Below are 19,814 nucleotides of genomic sequence, written 5' to 3' on the forward strand. Positions count from 1 at the left end.
CAACATATGAACGACACATTCAAAGTCTATTCACCCATTGATAATTCCGTTTACCTGGAGCGTGATTTTGCCAGTCAGAGCGAGATTCAGGCGGCGTTGACAAAAGCCCGGGACGCACAAAAAAACTGGCGGTCCATGCCATTGTTCGAACGAGAAGCCTTATGTACGGCGGCCATTGACACACTCGTCGCTCATTCCGATGCCATCGCCAATGAAATTTGCTGGCAAATGGGACGTCCCATCCAGTACGCCGCCGGGGAAATAAACGGTCTGGAAGAACGCGCCCGTTATATGATTGCCGCAGCCCGTACCGCTCTCTCCCCCATTAATCTGCCGGAAAAACAGGGATTTGTTCGTTATATCAGGCGGGAACCTTTAGGCATTGTTCTGGTCATAGCACCCTGGAATTATCCTTATCTGACTGCGGTAAACGCCATTATCCCCGCTTTAATGGCCGGCAATGTCGTCATATTAAAACATTCCGCACAAACCCCGCTGGTCGCTGAACGCTTTGCCGAGGTTTTCAAGCAAGCCGGATTACCTAAAGGCGTTTTTCAATATCTGCATTTAACCCATGAGGATACGGAAAAAATCATTCAATCGCCGGTCGTGAACCACGTGGCTTTCACCGGATCCGTATCCGGAGGACGAATGGTTGAGTGTATGGCCGCCGGACGTTTCATCACGCTCGGGCTGGAACTGGGCGGCAAAGATCCTGCCTACGTCCGGGAAGACGCGGATATCGGGTATGCGGCGGCAACCGTTGTCGACGGCGCTTTTTTTAATTCCGGCCAATCCTGTTGCGGCATAGAACGCGTTTACGTGCATCAAAACGTTTATGATTCGTTCATCGATCAAGCAGTAGGGATCGCCAGACAATACAAACTTGGCCGCCCCGATGATCCTGAAACGACCCTGGGGCCCCTTATTCGCGCGTCAGCGGCAGATTTTGTTCGCGGTCAAATTAACGAAGCCCTGACCATGGGGGCGTCGGCTCATATTAACAGCCAGGATTTTCCCATGGATAAACCCGGATCCGCCTACATGGCTCCCCAGATCCTGACGGAAGTCAGTCACCTCATGCGGGTCATGACGGAAGAATCGTTCGGGCCTGTGGTCGGTATTATGAAAGTATCCGATGACGACGAAGCCATCACCCTTATGAATGACAGCGAATACGGACTCACGGCGGCCGTGTTCACCCGTGATATTGAAGCAGGCACCCGAATCGGCGAACAAGTCGATACCGGCACGTTTTTTATCAATCGCTGTGATTACCTTGATCCGGCACTGGTCTGGACCGGGGTCAAGCATTCCGGTTACGGTTCAAGTTTGTCCTCACTGGGCTACGAATCGCTGACTCGCCCCAAATCCTTTCACTTAAAAACGATCATCTAACAGGAATTTTGCAGCATGAACGCATCATCCTTACAAGCAAACTGGAATTATCCCACGTTGATACGGGTAGGCGCGGGCCGCGCGGGCGAACTGGCCGAGGTATGCCATGATCTGGGGATGCACGCCCCCCTGCTGGTTACTGATCCCGGTCTGGCTCCTTTACCCTTTATCGATCAGGCTTTGCAGCGTTGCCGTACAAAACATTTAAAGATTTCACTATTTTGCGGGATTAAATCCAATCCCACCGCTGAAAATGTCATGGAGGGTGTAGACGCGTATCGTAGCGGACAACACGACGGTGTCATCGCTATCGGCGGCGGTTCGGCTCTTGACGCCGCCAAAGCCATTGCCCTGATGGCCGGACAAAGCCGCCCCATATGGGATTTTGAAGACGTGGGTGACAATTGGAAACGGGTTCATACCGCCGGCATAGCCCCTGTTGTGGCATTGCCCACCACGGCGGGTACCGGCTCGGAAGTCGGGCGCTCCTCCGTCATTACCGATACGCACCGGCAATTAAAAAAAATCATCTTTCACCCCGACATGCTGCCTAAAATGGTCATTCTGGACCCTGAATTGACCCTGGGGCTGCCGCCTGCCATTACGGCCGCGACCGGAATGGATGCCTTGTCCCACAATCTGGAAGCTTATTGTGCCAATTATTACCATCCGATGGCAGAGGGCATCGCCCTGGAGGGCATACGGCTTATCAAAGACTATTTGCCGCGCGCGACAAAAAACGGCCATGATTTGACGGCGCGAACCCAAATGCTGGTCGCCTCTGCCATGGGTGCGACCGCCTTTCAGCGAGGTTTGGGAGCCATGCACGCGCTTGCCCATCCCCTGGGTGCTATCTACGACGCTCATCATGGCCGTTTAAACGCCATTTTGATGCCTTATGTGTTGTTGGCCAACCGCATAGCCATTGAACCTAAAATTACCCGCCTGGCTGCTTATTTGCATATTTCCAACGGTTTTGACGGGTTTGTGGACTGGGTATTGAGTCTGCGGCAGGAATTAAACATCGAGAGCCGTTTAAAAGACATTGGTATCGATCTTCAGCAAATTGACCGCATTGCCAATATGGCGAAAGACGATCCCTGTGCGCAAGGCAATCCGCTTTTGTTCGATGCCGACCGCTACAGGCAAATTCTAACTGCGGCAATCACTGGCGAACTACAGGTGCTGCAATGAAGCTTGGCCTATTACTCTGTGACCAGGTCAAAGAACCTCTCGCCTCGATTCATGGCCAATACCCGGCCATGTTTGCCAGACTGCTTCTGCAAGCCGACCCGACACTGATTTTCCCGGTATATAACGCAGAACGGGAAGAATTGCCTAAACATATTGACGCGGCAGACGCTTATCTGATCACCGGAAGCCGCCATGGTGTTCTGGACGGTTACCGCTGGATCACAAAACTGGAAGAATTTCTCCTGCAACTGCATCATGCCGAAAAAAAGGTTGTGGGGATCTGTTTCGGACATCAACTGCTTGCCAAAGTGCTGGGAGGACAAGTAGACAAGGCGCCGCAAGGATGGGGTATCGGCGTATCGCAAAATCAAATCACCCGGCAACAACCCTGGATGACACCGGGCAAAAACTCGCTTCATTTGCCGGTAAGTCATCAGGATCAGGTTATAACTCCCCCTTTAGAGGCGGAAATACTTGCTGGCAGTGCATTCTGCCCTTTTTATATGATGCAGATTGGCCATCATCTCATGACGGTACAAGGCCATCCGGAGTTCAGCACATCCTATACCCGGGCACTTATTGAAACGCGTCGAGACATTCTTGGTCCAAAACTTGCCGAAGAAAGTGTCAAATCCTTGCAATTACCGGTGGACAACAAGCTCTTTGCCCACTGGATTGTAAATTTTTTACGTGAGCCAGGGTTAAATTGAGCGTCCATTGAGAAAAAATTATCAACAGATGTGATGAGGTTTGGTTTTCGAGCGATGTTCTTTCACTACTGTCGGTTTTGATGTTGTTTGCCCTTGCAAGTTCCGGATAACCTCCTTGATATCTGAAATGAGTTTTTCCGCCAAATCATGACTGAAGTTTTCCTTGATCACCATCCTTAAAACCGAAATATCCTCCGCCTCGGCAGGTAGCGAATAAGCAGGAATAATCCAGCCGTATTTTTTTAGTTCTCCTGAGATATCAAAAACGGTAAAACCGAATTCCTCTTTTAATTTCACCACAACGATCGGAAGAAATTTTGTATCCGTCAATACCTCAAAATGCCCGCTGTCTGTTAAATAGTTTTCAAGGATGACCGCATTGTGCATAACCGCATCGATAATACGCTGGTATCCCTCCTTGCCGAACCGTAAAAAATTGTAATACTGCGCCAGAAGCATGCTGCTGCTTTTGGAAAAATTTAAACTGTAATTATCCATGGCGCCACCCAGGTAGTTGATCTTGAACGGCAAGTCTTTTGGAAGATCCTTTTTATCCTTGAAAATCAAGGAACCTAATCCAGCATAAACCAGACCGAATTTATGATTGGACACATTAATCGAGCGGACTTGCTCCAGGCGAAAATCCCAGGCGAAATCAGGATTGGCAAAGGGCATGACAAACCCGCCACTAGCCGCATCAATATGAATAGGTATATCTTGTCCTGTTTTTTTCTTATGCTCGATCAGTAGCTGGTTAATACTGGCCACATCATCCACCTGACCGGTAAACGTCGTGCCGACAATGCCGCCCACTGCTATGGTATATTCATCCAGCAACGGCTGCACATCGTGCGCGTTGATGGTGTATTTTCCCGGTTTCATGGGAATAATTTTCATATCCACATCGAAATAGCGTGCAAATTTTTCCCAACAGGTATGAACATCGGCGCCGAAAATAATGTTTGGCCTGGAATCCCCCAGCCCTTTATCCCTGCGATGTTTACGCCATTGCCATTTATGAGCCAGCAATCCTAGCATGATCGCCTCGGAAGATCCTGAAGTGGTCATGCCAACAGGATCATTTTCTTTTGGCGCATGAAATAAACTGGCCTGCATCCGGATAAGTCGATCTTCGATGATTTTCAATTGCGGATATTCGTCTTCATCAATCAAATTATACATGGCTCCCAACTGCATCAACCGCTCTGCTTCCGGCTCCATCCAGGTTGTTACAAATGTTGCCAGATTCAAGGATGGGTTACCTTGCAGTCCCATTTCGTCACGAATAATCTGAAAAGCCTGATCACCTCTCATAGAGTCATCTGGAATGTCGGTTTTTGCCATTGATGACATGTCCCAACGGCTGCCATAAACCGGGGCTAACCATTCATCGTCCTTCCTTTCGTCCTGTTTTTTCATCAAACTGTCCTTGTTTTTTCCGTATTCTATAGCATAGACCAATCACCGGTTCTTCAGCGGCTCTCCTGGCAAAGTTTCCAAAGTTCAACTATCTTTTATTTTGCCACTATTTATTTCATGACGATCATAAATAGCGCAATATGAAATGGCTCGTGGCATAAATTCTGGCTCCAATTACTATTTATACAAGGAGATAATGCAATGAATAGGGATATATTTGAAGGTAAATGGGACGAAGTAAAAGGAAAAATGAAAAAAGCATGGGGAAAACTAACCGATGACGACCTGAAAGAAATTGAAGGTAATCATGAGGAAATTTTCGGGAAACTCCAAAAGCATTACGGTTATACCCGGCAGGAAATTGAAAAAATGGTTAGAGATTTTCGCAATAACCAATAAATCAGTATGGGTTGATGCCAGGAATTTCCTGCATCAATCCCTACGCCTACCCCGCTCCCAAGCATAATAGTCACACATGAAATCCCGGGATACGGCTTGCAGTTCCCTCACGGACTACAGATATTTTATGAAAAATTGCCCCGCATAAAGAGAAAAGTCACCAACAAAAAGCCCATTTAATATCCACTTAAGGTATCTATTATACACTACAGAGTATGAGAAACGCATGGCTTTATAGAATGTAAACGAGTCGAGGTCATCAATGGTTACCAGAAAAAAAATTCGAGATAATCTGGATGCACTCACCAAGTTGATTGAACAGTTTCATCAACATGTGGGAGATCATTCCATTGATGTGTTTTTATCAGAAATTACAAGCATCGAGGAACAGGCAAAGCACACCTCGAAACAGGAAACCTTGGCAGCCATTCATAAACAAAGCGCCTATCTTAAAAAGAAGATACACGTAGCCATCTTAAACGTCCTGATTAATCTTGCTAATCCCCTAAACAGTAAAACAGAGGTTAATCCCGTTGTCCCGAACACAGAAAACATGCTCAATCCCCAATACGTTAATACGCTTCGCAAGGCGTTGCAAAATGAAATTGATTATCCCAAAAGCACAACCAGTTCCCAGGGGATAACCTACCTCATAACAAGATACCGCCAACTGGTTGATAAACAATATGGTGTTTATCCGGTTGCCGAGACCCTGCCGGGGCTGCAGGTACTGAAGGTATCAAAGAAAAAAAAGAGCCGGCCTGCCTACATAGCTCCCCCGGCAATTCAGCCGACCATCATTGAACTGGTTCAAAAACGAAAAGATCTGCGCCCGGCTATGAAAGAACGAAGAGAAGTTCTTGATAAATTACTGGAACTTCATCGCACAAGACTGGAAAATGATTTATCCAAGGAACAACTGGCCGATCCCTTGATCAATGACCAGGTTCATAAAATCAAATTAATTTATGAGGAGCAATTGCTTCCGTTTGTACAAACGAGACAGCAGACGATCAGGGAATTGAGTCTGATTCGAAAATGGCAAACCGATCAACTGATTCCTGCGGAAAAAAAAGACGCGTTGCAATCAGCGCAAAGGAAACATGGTCTTATCAGCGGCGTCCAGCTATATAACAAACTACTGAAACTCGATCAAAACACGCTGGACAAATACGACCAATCTATTTCCGAACTTAATCAAGCGACGAATTTGATTTCTCATCGTATCATCGAGATGGAATCCGTTAAAGTCGTTCCTGATCCAGCTGATATTTCCGTACGCCAACACCATGAAGAACCCACCAAATCGAAATCACAAACCACGAATATCGGCGCACGTCTGCAACAATTCAGACTGGAATTGGCTCATCTGGAGCTGGCATTTCAGGAAATAACAACGCTCATTGAGCAAACCTGGCAGCGTGAAACAACACTGGTTGACGACGAGCCGACCGTCAGGGAGTTACTTGATGAACATAACAAGATTTTCAAGGAAGCTCAGGTTGTTATCGAAAATAAAAAATCAGACGACCATGAATTGAACGGGCCTCTCGCCCATCAAACCATACCTTTGGAAAGCGACCGAATCGAGCTGCAAATTACACATACGAAAGCAGCTATTGAACAATTAGGAAAGATAAAAAACGCTCTCATGGAGAACAAGGTGTTGCTGAGCCATGCTGAGTTAGGTGCTGAGAAAGAGCGTCAAAATACCGAAAGCATTTATCAATCTCATATCAAAATAAATATCCGGGAAAACCTGGAAAAACTGGCAACCATAAAAAAAACACCCGCTTACTATAATAACCAGACAAAGCAGACGATTGCTCAAGCGGAGCAGATACTCAAAAGTTATTTAGAATCCTATACAAAAGGTGGTCAGGATTACCTTATAAATCAACAATATACAAGAAAAACCTTGCTGGACAGGAAAGCGCTTGCGGAATCACGCATTACAAAAGCCATGGCTCCCATAGACGATATAGTAAAAGAAACCAATATGGCCTTTTACTATAAATTGGTTCAATACGATATAAATACCCGGATTGCCGAACTGGAAGCATTAAAAAGCACTGATCTGGCCATGGTGGGTCAATGTCCTGGCGTTGAAGATTTAAAGAGAAACTTTAACTCATTGCCAAAACCTCGCAATAGCTACGTGTCTGACATTGTAAGCCTGGATTTTGAACGGTTGCGCAATATTCATCTCGCATTAAGAGTCAGGGAAGAGTTCGCAAGACAATTACAGCAGCAAATGATCGAGCGTCAGGAAAGCCCTGAAGTTGCAACCGTTGATCAATTGATTCGAAACATTGACAGCGAAAAAACTCGTATTGAACACAAGTACAGAAACAGGGAACATCCGGATCCGCGTCTCGCTATCCTTGATCCGATGCTTACCCAATTACGCACCCATCGTGATGATTACACGCATCTAAAGGTAGACAAGCAAGCGTTCATAGGCAATGTTCTTAATGTTATCCATGGCAGCCTTGCAGACAACAAGCTCGCGCGTCTGACCAATGATGTCCTCCATCCTTTTTTAAGGTTTTTCCGGGAAAAACTGTTTCAACCCGTCAGCAATTTAATAAAACGTATTTCCGGAGATACTTACAAACCTTCCTTTTTTGCGAATAAAACGGAAAGCGATATAGGCGAATGGGCGCAAGACGCGCATGAAAAACTCCGTGTAATCCATACCAATTTGGAGCGTATCGAACACGGGATACCAATGATACCGGACAATGCGAGGGGATCTACCTTTTAGTCATCATTTAAAGGCACGGGGCAAGGTTATCCCGGGTATTGCCTTGTAGACTCCTTTATCTTCAGCATGAGACGTCGTCTCATGGCATGGTCGCACCGTGGTGGTTTGAACAGTACGATCAAGAGCGGTTATATCCTGCTCTCCTACCGGTTTTCCCAGCCGACTTAATTGTTTAAGACTACCGTTGCAATCCCTGGCTGAAGAGGTATTACCGGATTTCGCATCCGCCCTGTATTGCGCTTGCAAGCCAAACTCATCCGAATCCAGCACTTTATAGCGTAAAACATTACGAAGATAAAATTCCGCATCCCTTTTATCCACTTCTTTATACCGGTTTTCCTTCAGAAATTGAAAGACGTTGTTGATTTTTTTCTCCTCGGTTTTTCGCGCTTCCTTGCCGCAAAGCGTATCAAGATTGTGAACGTAGGGAAGTCGACTCTGAAAGGAATCATGGCCGTGAACATAAGTCACAGTATAACCATTATGGCATTGGGGTCTTGCGTCGCTGGTTTCCTTGTCCTGGTTCCAGCGATTCCATATCAGATATATCAAGGGGTACGCCGCTCTTTCTTCTTCAGACATATTTGTTTTATCGGCAATTTGATCATTATGAAACAGCGTATGGATAATGTTGTTATTAATATAAGATTGAAACTGGTTATTGATTTGTTCTATGGTTTCTGCCAGACCCTCTTTAGTGGCATCGTCATAAACGACGCCCAGGCGGCTAGCCAATAATTGAATAGTGTCCAGACGAATGGGGGCATGACTGAATAAAGTGATGCCTTCCTCACTGATGGTGTAATCAATAATTTTTAAATCGGATTTATAACCATCGATGAGCTGGTTTAATTCATTCACCGTCACAATGCCTTGTTCCAGCAATATCTTCAATCCCCAAAAAGAAGTGATTTGAAAATCAGGAATATTACCCATAGGTTTCCATTCATCACCTTGCAGGAATTTTTCGTAGGCATAGATAAATTCGCAACCATGATTGGATATCGTGTCATGTTTTTTGATCTGGTTCTGGTGCAAAAAATCAAGAATTTTTAAAGTAAAATAATCACAGAAGCCGCGATCGGACACTTCATCACCAAGCAAGCGAATCAAGGCTTTGTGATCATGAATTTCCAGGCTTTCCATGAATTGGTGAAACTGCGCAACCAAGTGCAACAATTTGTCTTTCGGTTCCAGCAATTTACCTTGCAGATTTTTTTCATTTTCGAGGGCCGTCTGCAAATCGGCCGTTGCCTGTTGATAGCGGTGGATTAATGACTGGTATTGCGGTCTATCCGGAGTAACGCCAAGCGATAATTGCTTCTCGATACCAGCCAGTTTTTCTTTGATATTTGCTTTTTTTATTTGCGCAAACTGCAGCAGGGTACGGTTTTCCTGATATTGCTCAATGATATCCCCGTATTGTTCATAGATAAAAACAAAGCGTTGATAAGCGTCCCTGACATTGGCGATCTCTTTTTTAAACCGGATTATCCGGTGACGGAAAAGGAAGTGGAGCAGTTTGACGGTATTACCATGCAAGTCACCGAGAGTCAGGGAACCGGAATGGCCTTCCAGAAAGTCAGGGTAGCTATAAATATCAATATTTTTATTTATAAGGCGGTTGGACATGCAAGAACCTGATTACGAGCAACCCATCTTGATCAAACAATTTTGTGGCATTTATACAATGAGCCTATACCAGATAGGCTCATAATAAAACAAAACTTGTCTAAAACATCAAAATTCGGAGAAAAACTATTCTCAATGAAGGATTGTCGACATGGATCCGCAAGGCATTACCGTTATACTTTCTTTGGGGTTCTTCCAAATGTTTTTCGGGCTTTTTGAGGATTGGAGCCGTAACCCCTTTTTTTATTAATGCCAGACTTATTGGGAGAGGAAGGTGCCACAAAAGCCGGTAAATGATGTTGTGGTTCAAACTCATCAATACTGATGCGGTCAAGCTTTTGTTTCATTAATTTTTCAATGGATTGTAACTGCGTCGCCTCATCCGCACTGACCAGCGACACAGCAAGACCTGTTTCCCCGGCACGCCCGGTACGCCCTATACGGTGCACATAATCTTCTGGAACCTGCGGCAAGTCAAAATTCACCACGCAAGGTAATTTCTCAATATCAATACCACGTGCCGCAATATCAGTAGCGACAAGAATATGGACCTTCCCGGTCTTGAAATCCGCTAACGCCTTCGTTCTCTGGGATTGTGATTTGTTACCGTGAATCGCCGCGGAATGAATCTGGCTTTCAGCCAATTGCTTTACCAATTTGTTGGCACCATGTTTTGTTCGTGAAAATACCAGGGTTTGTCCCCATTTATTTTTGTGGATTAAGTGACTGAGAAGCGCGTGTTTGCGATTTTTATCCACAGGATGAATGTATTGTTTGACGGAGACAGCCGTCGTGTTTCTAAGGGCAACATCAATCTCCAGAGGCTGATTCAATATACTTTTTGCCAATGTACGGATTTCTGTACTGAACGTAGCGGAGAACATAAGATTTTGCCGCTTGGAAGGCAATAATTTAATGATTCTTTTAATGTCATGGATAAAACCCATGTCCAACATGCGATCCGCTTCATCAAGCACCAGGGTATCGACGTCATCCAATCGGAGTGCGCCTTGCTTCTGCAAGTCCAGCAGACGCCCGGGTGTTGCCACTAAAAGTTCCACACCGACGCTCAGTTTCCTGATCTGAGGGTTAATTTTAACGCCTCCGAATACAACTTCTGCCCGCAGCGGCAAGTGTCGTCCATACTGGATTATATTGTCATAAACCTGGGCCGCTAATTCGCGGGTAGGCGTCAGGATTAATACCTTTGTGCCACGGGGTTTGCTACGCGGCTTCTGATTTGTTTGCTGCAAAATAGGTAAAACGAAGCTTGCCGTTTTGCCCGTGCCTGTTTGCGCGGAGGCTAGCAAATCGTGGCCACGTAAAATAACCGGAATGGTTTGCGCCTGAATGGGTGTCGGTTCGCTGTAACCCATTTCATTAACAGCGTTAATTAAAGGGTCAATAAGTCCCAATGCTTTGAAATTCATGAATTTTCCTTATAGATACACCCCGATCAGCATTTGGCGTTGGGATAAATCTGTTGATGAAGCCACTTACGGTTTTTACGTTATAAGAAACCCATAGTGGCCAACTATTGGACAATTATACCACGAATTATCAAAGTATGTTATCGATTTGAAAAATTCCTGGTCGAGTGGCATAAACCACCCCGTAACAAATCAATAACCTGTTTTTTGCGGAATATAACTTCTTAATTGTTGCGCAAACTGACGTAACGCCTCCAGGCCGGATTCTTCCGCCTGTTTGCACCACACTTGCAATGACTCGATCAATTCGCTTTGGGATGAGGCGGTTTTCAACCAGATCTGCTGCAGCGATTGCCGATAACTATACACCAGTTGCAAGGGCTCAAAATGATGCAGCATGGCTTGCAAACGCGAATGGGCACTCGGTGATAACAACCGTTCCTGCCGCCTTAGGAGACGCCCGCAACGATGAAACAAGCGCTTGCTCTCCTTGCACTTGACACTGTTACGCTTTTCATGAAGAAGAACGGGATAAACGACACGTTTGTAATAATCAGACATCACCTGATAGCGGTTACCGATAACGGCCTTGACCGTTTCCAGATCAACCTGGCATTTGCCTTCTTCCTTCTGAAATTTTGGGGGTAGTTTTTTAACTTTGGCCAATCCCAGAAAAGATAAACAGCGTATATACATCCAGCCTAAATCAAACTCCCACCACTTCACTGAAAATTTAGCCGAGGAAGCAAAGGTGTGGTGATTATTATGTAATTCCTCGCCACCGATGCACAATCCCCAGGGGATAACATTGGTTGAGGCATCCGGACATTCAAAATTACGGTAACCCCAATAATGGCCAACGCCATTAACAACACCGGCAGAAATCGGGATCCAAAGCATCTGAATCGCCCATATCGTTACCCCTGGAATGCCAAATAACAACAGATCCAGCAAGAACATGAGCAATATCCCCTTGGCACTATGGCGGGTGTACAACCTGCGCTCTATCCAGTCTTTTGGAGTGCCGTGTGAATATTTTGCGATCATATCCTTGTCTTTGGCCGCTTCACGATATAATTCGGGTACTTCCCAAAATACTTTTTTCAACCCGAACAAGGCAGGGCTATGAGGATCGCCCGCGACATCAGTGGTTGCATGGTGTTTCCGATGAATAGCGACCCATTCCGCAGTCACCATACCGGTCGTTAGCCATAGCCAAAATCGAAAAAAATGACTAACCACAGGATGCAGGGTCAAGGCACGATGAGTTTGATAGCGATGTAAATAGATAGTGACTGACGCAATAGTAATTTGTGTCAGGATGATACAGGCCCCAAAAAAGCCCCAAAAGGATAAATTTAATAAACCAAACATCACAAAGTCACTCCATAAAATCAGAATTTTCTTCTACAGAGAGCCGTTTTTTAAAATCTCTATGGAGAAAACCATCCAAACAATCAAAACCGTACGTAGTCTGCCAGGATTTCCAGGGCGTATTGCGATTTCGACATAAATCGCTGTTATAACGATACAAAGAAACCTTCATCCGTTGAAATGGGTCACGATCCTCTGTTTTCGCCGCATACATACTTTCCGGAGAGACAGATTACCACATATAGCCTAGATATTTCAGTATTTCATGTCATCGTTTTATCACATCACCCTATTTTATCAGGCGCCCCCTGTTTTTTGCGCGAAAAAAAAGCCTCACAAAAGAGGCTCTTAAGGAAGAAGCAGCAAGATCAGGCATAAGCCGTCAGGCTGATATAAGGGCCGCGGAATCCAAAACTGTTGGTTTCTTTCCCGCCTACTCTCTGAATACTGCCAAAGGCCAGTGTTCCTCGTATGGTATCCATTGAATCGATATATTCATTCACCTGAAACCCTGCTTCAACCACCACATTGGTATCATTTGCAAACGTGTGACTGTAATCGATTCCCAGTTTGCCGGTCAGGCTATTAACGATTCTATCATTTTTAGGCCAGACAAAATTAAAGTCCACACCGGCCAGATTGACAAAGGAATGTGAGTCGATTTTGCCGACAATCAACGCATAATCAAAATAGCCAACCAGTCCAAACCCTTGGCCAAGCGTGTAGTTACCATCCAGACTAAGCATGGGGCCGGCGCCGTCAAATTTGCTAATCATATTACCCGGAGCCGCGAAAGTAAGCTGGTGTTTCAATTCGGCATAGCGAACACCTATGGATGGACGAATAAAGAAATTACCGGAAACGTCACTGTATTTTCTACCCACCTTCAAGTCGACCTGATTCACTTCATACTTTAAATAGGCGTCACTCACAAAGCCCGGCGTCGGTGGAATAACCGCGTCAGGGAACAGGATGCTTCCAAATCCAATGGAGCCGTCGGAAAAATCATTGACCGCATGAGTTGTATTATCTAGAAACAAATAACTGATTTCGACATTATTGGCTGACTCGGGAAAGTTATATCCCACTTTAACGCTGCCGGCCCAGTCATGCTCCGGATCAAAAGGCTTGCTTCGAGCGGTAAAACTTGCCTGTCCGGCATACAACCAGCTGTCGGTTACCTGACCGATCCCCGTCTCGCTTGGCCTCACATAATAACCGGTAACCCCGGCATAGAATCCACCATTGACTTTGAACGCGCATAACACGGAAGTACAAATCGGACCATCCTTATCAAGCGCCTTGACACCGGCCGTACCACCAAAAGCAGTCCCAACCAGACACAATCCGGCTATGGCCATAGATAAACATTTTTTATTCACACATCACTCCTTGAAAATTGAATCACTCCAGTACTGTTTGTAACGAGAAACAGTATAAACGGCTTCGATATCAGCCATACAACCCCGACATCTTAATTATGAAAGCAATAATTTTCAATAACAATTAAGCCGTTTCATGATGGCATACCCGCGGCAGCCTTGGCATAACAGGTACAAAACCTTAAAATTATTAAGCATACCTTAAGATTATCAACGTATAATAACGGTAATCAAAAACCAGGTGATTTTAATTATCAATGTCCGTTTCAAAATGTTTGAACACTTTTTTTAACAAAATTGAATGTCACTATGGGGATACCGTTCATCGTATTTCCCATACGATTGAACATGGCGAACTCATGGACACCGAGCATGAGGAAATCAATTTCGTATTAAAACTCATTGCCAAATTACGGCAGGATTACGAAAAAAATCATGTTATTACTCGCCTGATGCTGGAGGAAATTCTCAAGGGAGGTCATCTTAAATTCCAGGATGACGGCACGTTCTACCAAGAGCTTAGAGATGAGTTTCACCACACTATCTACAACCGAAACTCCTCACATAAATCATGTGTGCCGCAATACTCCTTCTCAGGCCCGATTATTAAAGAAATTTTATTTGGTGTTTCCATAGACAGGAATAATAAAAAAACCACCTGGATCCAATTTGAAAAACATCACACCAAATCCATCGTGGAATTTGTACTGCATATCTTCGATTTTTTCATACACAAATGGAGCGGAAAAAACATCGGCCCGTTTGGTTCCTCTCACCGAACCGAAGACTACCCTATAGTCATTTCTAAAAAACCATGAGTTCGTGAATGAGTGAACCCATTACAGTTGCAAAAAACCAGAGCCTAGTTATTTGAAAGCAATCTCCTTACGGTGAAAAAAGGTAAGCACAATCATCAGTATTAATCCGGCGAGAATCCAGGTCATCAGAATAAAACAGTCATCAAGCGCAAAGGCGGTGGACTGCTGCGCCAGTATTTCGTTTAATTTGACAATCTTTTCGGAGTCACTCAGATTCTCAGGTAATATTCGATAGGCGAATTCATTGCCTGTCAGGGTAAAAGACGTCAGATACTCTCCAAACCGCTCGTGATAAAAAACCTGCCGGCGTTGCCACAGGATGGCATACAGCGACGCCCCCACACCACAAGCGAATATGCGAACTACGTGAAACAAGGTAATGCTGTCCTCACTGTGCTCCGGGTGAACATTCACGGTTAGACGAAACAACGGCGGCAAAAACAAGGCCAGGCCAACGCCTGCGGCCAGACGGGATATCATCAGTCGACCAAAATTAATTTCCTCGTTAAAGGTGGACGTGTAATAACTGGATGCGGTGAGTATGAATAAGGCAACCAACAGCGGCCAGCGCGGATCAAAACGACGTACGCTGAGATAGATGGGAATAAAGGCACCGATGGCCATGCCAAGCAACAGAACGGCAATCCAGTTGGGCGTATAATTGACGTATAGTTTTAACCATAATGAGAATAAAATCACCATACCGAAATAAGCCGAAAAAATGAATACGACATTCAGCGTCCAAAGGCAAAAATAGACGTTTTTGAACAGCGACAGGTTAATAACCGTTTGATGGTGTATGCTATTGAGAACAAGAAACGCGATAAACGACACCATGCCAATGACGAACAGGGTTGAAAAAACGGTGGAGCGAAACCAGTCCAGTTCCTGGCCCGTAGTCAGTGCTACTCCCAGACAAAAGAATCCAGCGGCATAAAAGAAGAACGTCAGCGGCTCGGGAAAGCGGCCAGGTCTTGAGCCAGTCGCCGGAATTTGCAGATATCCGATGTAAAACATCAAAGAAAACAACACCAACGTGTTGGAATAAAAAAGAAACCGCCAGTGGTAAACATAGGCAATCCAGCCCCCCCAACTGGCGCCAATCACCGGCGTACAGGCAAAAAAGGTCAATAATATGGGCAGCAGGGGAAAATCCGGAGATTTCGGCGCGTACAGGGGAATCAGCTTGCGCGTGAGTATCAGATAAAGCGGCCCACCCGCCAGACCTTCCACAAAACGAAACAGCAAAAAAACGAAATAATCGCCAGACCAGGCACAACCGAGGGATGCAAACGCCATAATGGCAAAGCAAATGCAATATAATTGCTGATCGCCCAGCGAAAACGTACCCTCCCTGCCCAAAGGCAAGGTTATCACATTGCCAAGGCAATAAAGACTCACCGCGTAAATGACAACGGAGCCATTACCTCCCAACTCGCCCACAATATAAATGCCCGCCATCAGAGGCAGCGTCAGGTTAAACACCACCAGAAAAAGCGACATCAGCATGATAATAAAATTCATGCGGCAGCCCGGGATGCTGGTTTGACAACGGCGACGTCAAGCGGTTTGGTAAAATACCGGGCAAGATCGGGATCCATATTGGCCTGAATGATTTTTTGAATAACGGCTTGTACGCCGAGTTCCTCTTTATCAAACACCGAGGTGCTATATCCGGGCGACTTGTCGCCTTTAGCCGGCAACAGGGAACCTGAGCCGGTAGCATTCACGGTGACGTGCATGGATAATCCAAGCCGCAAGGGATGTTTTTCCAGTTCGTCGGCATTCAACGCAATGCGAACAGGTAAACGTTGCACTATTTTGATCCAGTTTCCGGACAGATTCTGAGTGGGCAACAGCGAAAAAACATCCCCGGCCGCCCCCGGCAATCCGACCACGGTGCCATGATATTTTACCCCTGAACCATAATAGTCCGACCAGACCGTGGCGCGTTGACCGATACGAAGATGCTTCATGGCCGTTTCCTTAAAATTCGCGTTGACCCAGATCTGATCGAGCGGAATAACACTCATTAAAGGCAAATTCGGGCGAACGGTCATACCGACCTGAACCTTGCGGTTGGCGATAAGGCCACTGACAGGCGCACGGATATTGCTGCGGTAACGCTGCACCCATGCGTCACGAAAAGCCCAGGCCGCAGCTTCAACGCCGGGATGATTGGAGATGGATTGCCCCTGGACAAAAGCATACGCCTCTTCCAGCGCTTTTTTTCTGGCCAGAAGTGCTGATTGCGCCGCCAGCAAGTCATCCCGGGCAAACTGGAATTCCTCCCTGGAAATGGCTCGTGACGTGACAGCCGCCTTGCGGTTATTGAAATTAACGGCAGCCTTGGCAGAAAGCGCTTCTTTTTCCCGAACCTCCGCCGCCAGACGAAACACACGATGAAACGCTTCACAAATTCTCCGCGTTTCCAGAGCCAATTGCTCCCTCGCTTCGGCAAACCGTATATCGACATCCGTGTGATTGAGTTCCACAACCGTATCAAACTGCGTCACCGGAAAACTGTCGTCCGTTCTTATCCTGGTGACCACGCCCTCACGAAGGCTGTTAATAACCACAGGATTGCCTTCAACATACGCGTCAGCCGTATAGGGAAACCAGCTTCGGTATAAAAGCCAGACACCAAAAAAAAGAAAGGCGATGAGGATTCCTGATGCGAGTATGATGTATCCTTTCCGTGACATCATGTTTCCTTCTTTATCGGGATGTCCTGATTACAATACCCGCCGCCAAGTGACAGGATCAATCGTAATGCGGCCAGATACTGCGCCAGATTTTTATCGACATTCCCTATTTTATTCCCGATGAGTTTTTTTTCAAAGAAATAGATTTGCAGCTGGTTATCAATGCCTGCGTTCTGACGTATTTTTGACAAACGCAACTCATTCCCGGCAGCCGCCAGTTTCTTCTGTTCCAGTAGAAAGGATGTGTGGCTGGATCGCATTTGTGCCAAACTGTCCATAACCTCACTCACCGCTGCAAACAAAGCCGCGTTGTACGCAAATACGGCCTCATTAAATTGCGCATAATTTTTACGCACGTTCGCCCGAATAGCACCGGCGGTATACAAGGGCAGTGACACTGCGGGCCTTAATAACGCCGTGACGCTGGACAGTTCCAGAAGCTTTTGCCAGGCCACGCTTTCCATACCTGCCAGACCAATCAGGTTAATGTTGGGATAAAAATCCGCCATGGCAGCCCCTACCCGATTGGCGCGAGCCTGGGCTTCCCATATTCTGGCCATCAAATCCGGCCGTCTGGACACCAGGTTTAACTCGATATTTTTCGGCACATCAAGGCGACGAGGTAACGGCTTGAAATTGCGGACGGCCGCAATCGGTTGCTCCGGATCACGGGCAAGCATCCGGTTGATAACATGCTGATAACGTAACCGTTCCGTGCGTAGATCAGCGATGATCTGCCCGACAGATTCCTTTTGCAGCCGGGTATCAAGCACCGGAAATTCGGAATCCAGATTTTTATTCAGTAAAATTGTCTGAAGAGCTTCTTCCTTTTGCAAAATCAACCGCAAGCGTTGAGACAAAGCCAATTTACTCACCGCGGCCTGATATTTCAGGTAGTATTCGCTGATACTGACGGCCGTTAGCAAACGTGCCTCTGCCAGCTCCGCTTCTTTCGCTTTTTTATAACCGACCGCTTCCTGAAAACGGTTATAGTATTTGCCCCAGAAATCAAATTCGTAATTGAAAGAAACGTTAAAATCAACCTCATGGCCGTCTAGAGGAATATTGGGATTTAACGCGCGATACAACCCGTTTTTACTGCGGTATTGCTCATTGGTTTTTGCATGGAACCGTACCCAGGGGCTTCGCTCAGCTCGTCTTATTTTGCTTTCTTCAATCGCCGCATTGAGGCGGGCACGCAACGCGTTTAAATCAGGATTGGCTTTTAGCCCGGCTGCGACCAGCGCGTTGAGTTGCGGCAATTGCAACGACTCCCACCATTGCTCCTTCGGCCAGGAGCCGGACTTCATAGCCGATGATCCTTGCAGATACGATTTGACGGAGCGATCCATGGCCGGAACCTTGCTCACGTGTTGCTGGATCTGTTTTTTGTCCAGCGACAAGGTACAGGCGGACAAACAAGACACAAGGACGATGAATGATATTATTTTTTTATGTTGTCTGCGCAACCGGCTTGGCACCGTTTTATCCATGTCATGGAATATTGTCATTTTTCTATCATGGCAATTAACACCATGAAAAGAAATAGTTTGTTACGATTTATCTTTGTACGGAACCGACATATTGATTAAAATGGCTCTCAAGCCGATAAAAAAATAAGGATATTTATGAATAACGTGTTAAATAAAAAACAAACAGAGATGTGCGGCAGCTGGAAGAAGGATTACTCCGATCTCAAGGCCCTGTTTATCAACTGCACTTTAAAACGCTCTCCGGAGTTATCTCACACAGACGGACTGGTGCGCATTTCCCGCGCTATTATGGAAAGTCAAAAAATGACGGTTGACGAAATCCGGGCCGTGGATTTTGACATAGCCAATGGCGTGTATCCCGACATGACGGAACACGGCTGGGAAAAGGACGACTGGCCCGCCCTTTATAAAAAAGTCATGGCCGCTGATATTCTAGTGCTGACCTCCCCGATCTGGCTGGGCGAAAAATCATCCGTGTGTACCAAGGTCATTGAGCGCTTGTATGGTAATTCCGGGCTGTTAAATGATAAAGGGCAATACAGTTATTACGGTCGTGTCGGTGGATGTCTTATCACCGGAAATGAAGACGGCGCCAAACATTGTGCCATGAATATTTTATATTCCCTGCAGCATTTAGGCTATACGATACCACCCCAGGCCGATGCCGCCTGGATTGGTGAAGCAGGTCCCGGCCCTTCTTATCTGGATAAGGATTCAGGAGGCCCTGAAAACGATTTCACCAATCGCAACACCACGTTCATGACCTGGAACCTGATGCACATGGCCCGTCTGTTAAAAGATGCCGGAGGCTTACCGGCGCACGGTAACCAGCGCTCCAAGTGGGATGCCGGATGCCGTTTCGATTTTCCCAATCCGGATTACCGTTAGCAGCCAAACCTTAAAATCCGGCAAGAAAAGCGGAATCACAACCGTATCGGTGCCGGACACCAAAACAACCCGTCAGCAAAGTGCACAGAGTTCAGGTTCACACAACCCGGGCTCTGTGCCTAAAGTTTTTACCGATGTCTCACTGCAATTAAGAAAACCTTAAGATTACGAATGTACAATAATTAGTCATAACAATGGTTGGAGT

At 46.1% G+C, this 19,814-nt stretch carries 15 protein-coding genes; 7 read left to right on the forward strand and 8 right to left on the reverse strand.

The genetic code is table 11. The annotated features are described in order from the left end of the window. Positions 1–6: 6 nt before the first annotated feature. The 3 genes from CKW05_RS11885 to CKW05_RS11895 are packed head-to-tail and all read left to right on the forward strand — an operon-like array spanning position 7 to position 3,302. Positions 7–1,398, forward strand: a complete 1,392-nt coding sequence (locus tag CKW05_RS11885) for an aldehyde dehydrogenase family protein (RefSeq protein ID WP_058484671.1) — start codon at positions 7–9, stop codon at positions 1,396–1,398. A 15-nt stretch (positions 1,399–1,413) separates the two neighbouring features. Beyond that, entirely contained in the window at positions 1,414–2,592 is a 1,179-nt protein-coding gene (locus CKW05_RS11890; RefSeq protein WP_058484672.1) for an iron-containing alcohol dehydrogenase, read from the forward strand. Further along, positions 2,589–3,302, forward strand: a complete 714-nt coding sequence (locus CKW05_RS11895) for a glutamine amidotransferase-related protein (RefSeq protein ID WP_058484673.1) — start codon at positions 2,589–2,591, stop codon at positions 3,300–3,302. The genes CKW05_RS11890 and CKW05_RS11895 overlap by 4 nt, the downstream gene beginning before the upstream one ends. Before the next feature lie 21 nt (positions 3,303–3,323). Here the strand turns inward: CKW05_RS11895 and CKW05_RS11900 are convergent, their stop codons facing one another. After that, on the reverse strand, positions 3,324–4,721 hold the full coding sequence (locus tag CKW05_RS11900) for a glutamate decarboxylase (protein WP_058484674.1): 1,398 nt from the start codon (positions 4,719–4,721) through the stop codon (positions 3,324–3,326). A 201-nt stretch (positions 4,722–4,922) separates the two neighbouring features. Here CKW05_RS11900 and CKW05_RS11905 point away from each other — a divergent pair, with 201 nt between their 5' ends. Beyond that, the gene (locus CKW05_RS11905) at positions 4,923–5,120 is read left to right on the forward strand and encodes a CsbD family protein (RefSeq protein ID WP_058484675.1); all 198 of its coding nucleotides are present in this window, start codon (positions 4,923–4,925) and stop codon (positions 5,118–5,120) included. A gap of 262 nt (positions 5,121–5,382) precedes the next feature. Further along, positions 5,383–7,887 carry a hypothetical protein gene (locus CKW05_RS11910; RefSeq protein ID WP_058484676.1) on the forward strand — a complete coding sequence of 835 codons (2,505 nt, stop codon included), beginning with the start codon at positions 5,383–5,385 and terminating at the stop codon, positions 7,885–7,887. 3 nt (positions 7,888–7,890) lie between these two features. Here the strand turns inward: CKW05_RS11910 and wip are convergent, their stop codons facing one another. From wip to CKW05_RS11935, 4 genes are all read right to left on the reverse strand, one after another. Next, on the reverse strand, positions 7,891–9,519 hold the full coding sequence (gene wip, locus CKW05_RS11915) for a Dot/Icm T4SS effector Wip (protein WP_065238440.1): 1,629 nt from the start codon (positions 9,517–9,519) through the stop codon (positions 7,891–7,893). Between the two features lie 173 nt (positions 9,520–9,692). After that, complete coding sequence (locus tag CKW05_RS11920) at positions 9,693–10,949, reverse strand: DEAD/DEAH box helicase (protein ID WP_058484677.1); 1,257 nt, start codon at positions 10,947–10,949, stop codon at positions 9,693–9,695. Positions 10,950–11,141: 192 nt separating this feature from the next. Continuing rightward, positions 11,142–12,326 (reverse strand): DesA family fatty acid desaturase, encoded by a 1,185-nt coding sequence (locus tag CKW05_RS11925; protein WP_058484678.1) that lies wholly within the window; start codon positions 12,324–12,326, stop codon positions 11,142–11,144. Between the two features lie 365 nt (positions 12,327–12,691). Beyond that, positions 12,692–13,705: an Lpg1974 family pore-forming outer membrane protein gene (locus CKW05_RS11935; protein WP_231950594.1), complete on the reverse strand. Its 1,014-nt coding sequence runs from the start codon at positions 13,703–13,705 to the stop codon at positions 12,692–12,694. A gap of 257 nt (positions 13,706–13,962) precedes the next feature. Between CKW05_RS11935 and CKW05_RS11940 the strand changes: the two genes are divergently transcribed. Continuing rightward, positions 13,963–14,523: a hypothetical protein gene (locus tag CKW05_RS11940; protein ID WP_058484681.1), complete on the forward strand. Its 561-nt coding sequence runs from the start codon at positions 13,963–13,965 to the stop codon at positions 14,521–14,523. 48 nt (positions 14,524–14,571) lie between these two features. Here CKW05_RS11940 and CKW05_RS11945 read toward each other — a convergent pair whose 3' ends face one another. Genes CKW05_RS11945 through CKW05_RS11955 form a run of 3 tightly spaced genes read right to left on the reverse strand, consistent with a single transcriptional unit; the run spans position 14,572 to position 18,739 of the window. Continuing rightward, entirely contained in the window at positions 14,572–16,047 is a 1,476-nt protein-coding gene (locus tag CKW05_RS11945; RefSeq protein ID WP_058484682.1) for an MFS transporter, read from the reverse strand. Next, positions 16,044–17,231: an HlyD family secretion protein gene (locus CKW05_RS11950; RefSeq protein ID WP_058484683.1), complete on the reverse strand. Its 1,188-nt coding sequence runs from the start codon at positions 17,229–17,231 to the stop codon at positions 16,044–16,046. The genes CKW05_RS11945 and CKW05_RS11950 overlap by 4 nt, the downstream gene beginning before the upstream one ends. Next, positions 17,228–18,739 (reverse strand): efflux transporter outer membrane subunit, encoded by a 1,512-nt coding sequence (locus tag CKW05_RS11955; RefSeq protein ID WP_058484684.1) that lies wholly within the window; start codon positions 18,737–18,739, stop codon positions 17,228–17,230. The genes CKW05_RS11950 and CKW05_RS11955 overlap by 4 nt, the downstream gene beginning before the upstream one ends. Before the next feature lie 117 nt (positions 18,740–18,856). Between CKW05_RS11955 and CKW05_RS11960 the strand changes: the two genes are divergently transcribed. Then, positions 18,857–19,609 carry a flavodoxin family protein gene (locus tag CKW05_RS11960; RefSeq protein WP_058484685.1) on the forward strand — a complete coding sequence of 251 codons (753 nt, stop codon included), beginning with the start codon at positions 18,857–18,859 and terminating at the stop codon, positions 19,607–19,609. The last annotated feature ends 205 nt before the right edge of the window (positions 19,610–19,814 follow it).

Origin of the sequence: Legionella spiritensis (genome assembly GCF_900186965.1) — a bacterium.
GTDB lineage: Bacteria > Pseudomonadota > Gammaproteobacteria > Legionellales > Legionellaceae > Legionella_C > Legionella_C spiritensis.

Coding starts and splice junctions, on each gene's coding strand:
- CKW05_RS11885 (WP_058484671.1), top strand. CDS start 7: ATGAACGACACATTCAAAGTCTATTCACCCATTGATAATTCCGTTTAC.
- CKW05_RS11890 (WP_058484672.1), top strand. CDS start 1,414: ATGAACGCATCATCCTTACAAGCAAACTGGAATTATCCCACGTTGATA.
- CKW05_RS11895 (WP_058484673.1), top strand. CDS start 2,589: ATGAAGCTTGGCCTATTACTCTGTGACCAGGTCAAAGAACCTCTCGCC.
- CKW05_RS11900 (WP_058484674.1), bottom strand. CDS start 4,721: ATGAAAAAACAGGACGAAAGGAAGGACGATGAATGGTTAGCCCCGGTT.
- CKW05_RS11905 (WP_058484675.1), top strand. CDS start 4,923: ATGAATAGGGATATATTTGAAGGTAAATGGGACGAAGTAAAAGGAAAA.
- CKW05_RS11910 (WP_058484676.1), top strand. CDS start 5,383: ATGGTTACCAGAAAAAAAATTCGAGATAATCTGGATGCACTCACCAAG.
- wip (WP_065238440.1), bottom strand. CDS start 9,519: ATGTCCAACCGCCTTATAAATAAAAATATTGATATTTATAGCTACCCT.
- CKW05_RS11920 (WP_058484677.1), bottom strand. CDS start 10,949: ATGAATTTCAAAGCATTGGGACTTATTGACCCTTTAATTAACGCTGTT.
- CKW05_RS11940 (WP_058484681.1), top strand. CDS start 13,963: ATGTCCGTTTCAAAATGTTTGAACACTTTTTTTAACAAAATTGAATGT.
- CKW05_RS11945 (WP_058484682.1), bottom strand. CDS start 16,047: ATGAATTTTATTATCATGCTGATGTCGCTTTTTCTGGTGGTGTTTAAC.
- CKW05_RS11950 (WP_058484683.1), bottom strand. CDS start 17,231: ATGATGTCACGGAAAGGATACATCATACTCGCATCAGGAATCCTCATC.
- CKW05_RS11955 (WP_058484684.1), bottom strand. CDS start 18,739: ATGACAATATTCCATGACATGGATAAAACGGTGCCAAGCCGGTTGCGC.
- CKW05_RS11960 (WP_058484685.1), top strand. CDS start 18,857: ATGAATAACGTGTTAAATAAAAAACAAACAGAGATGTGCGGCAGCTGG.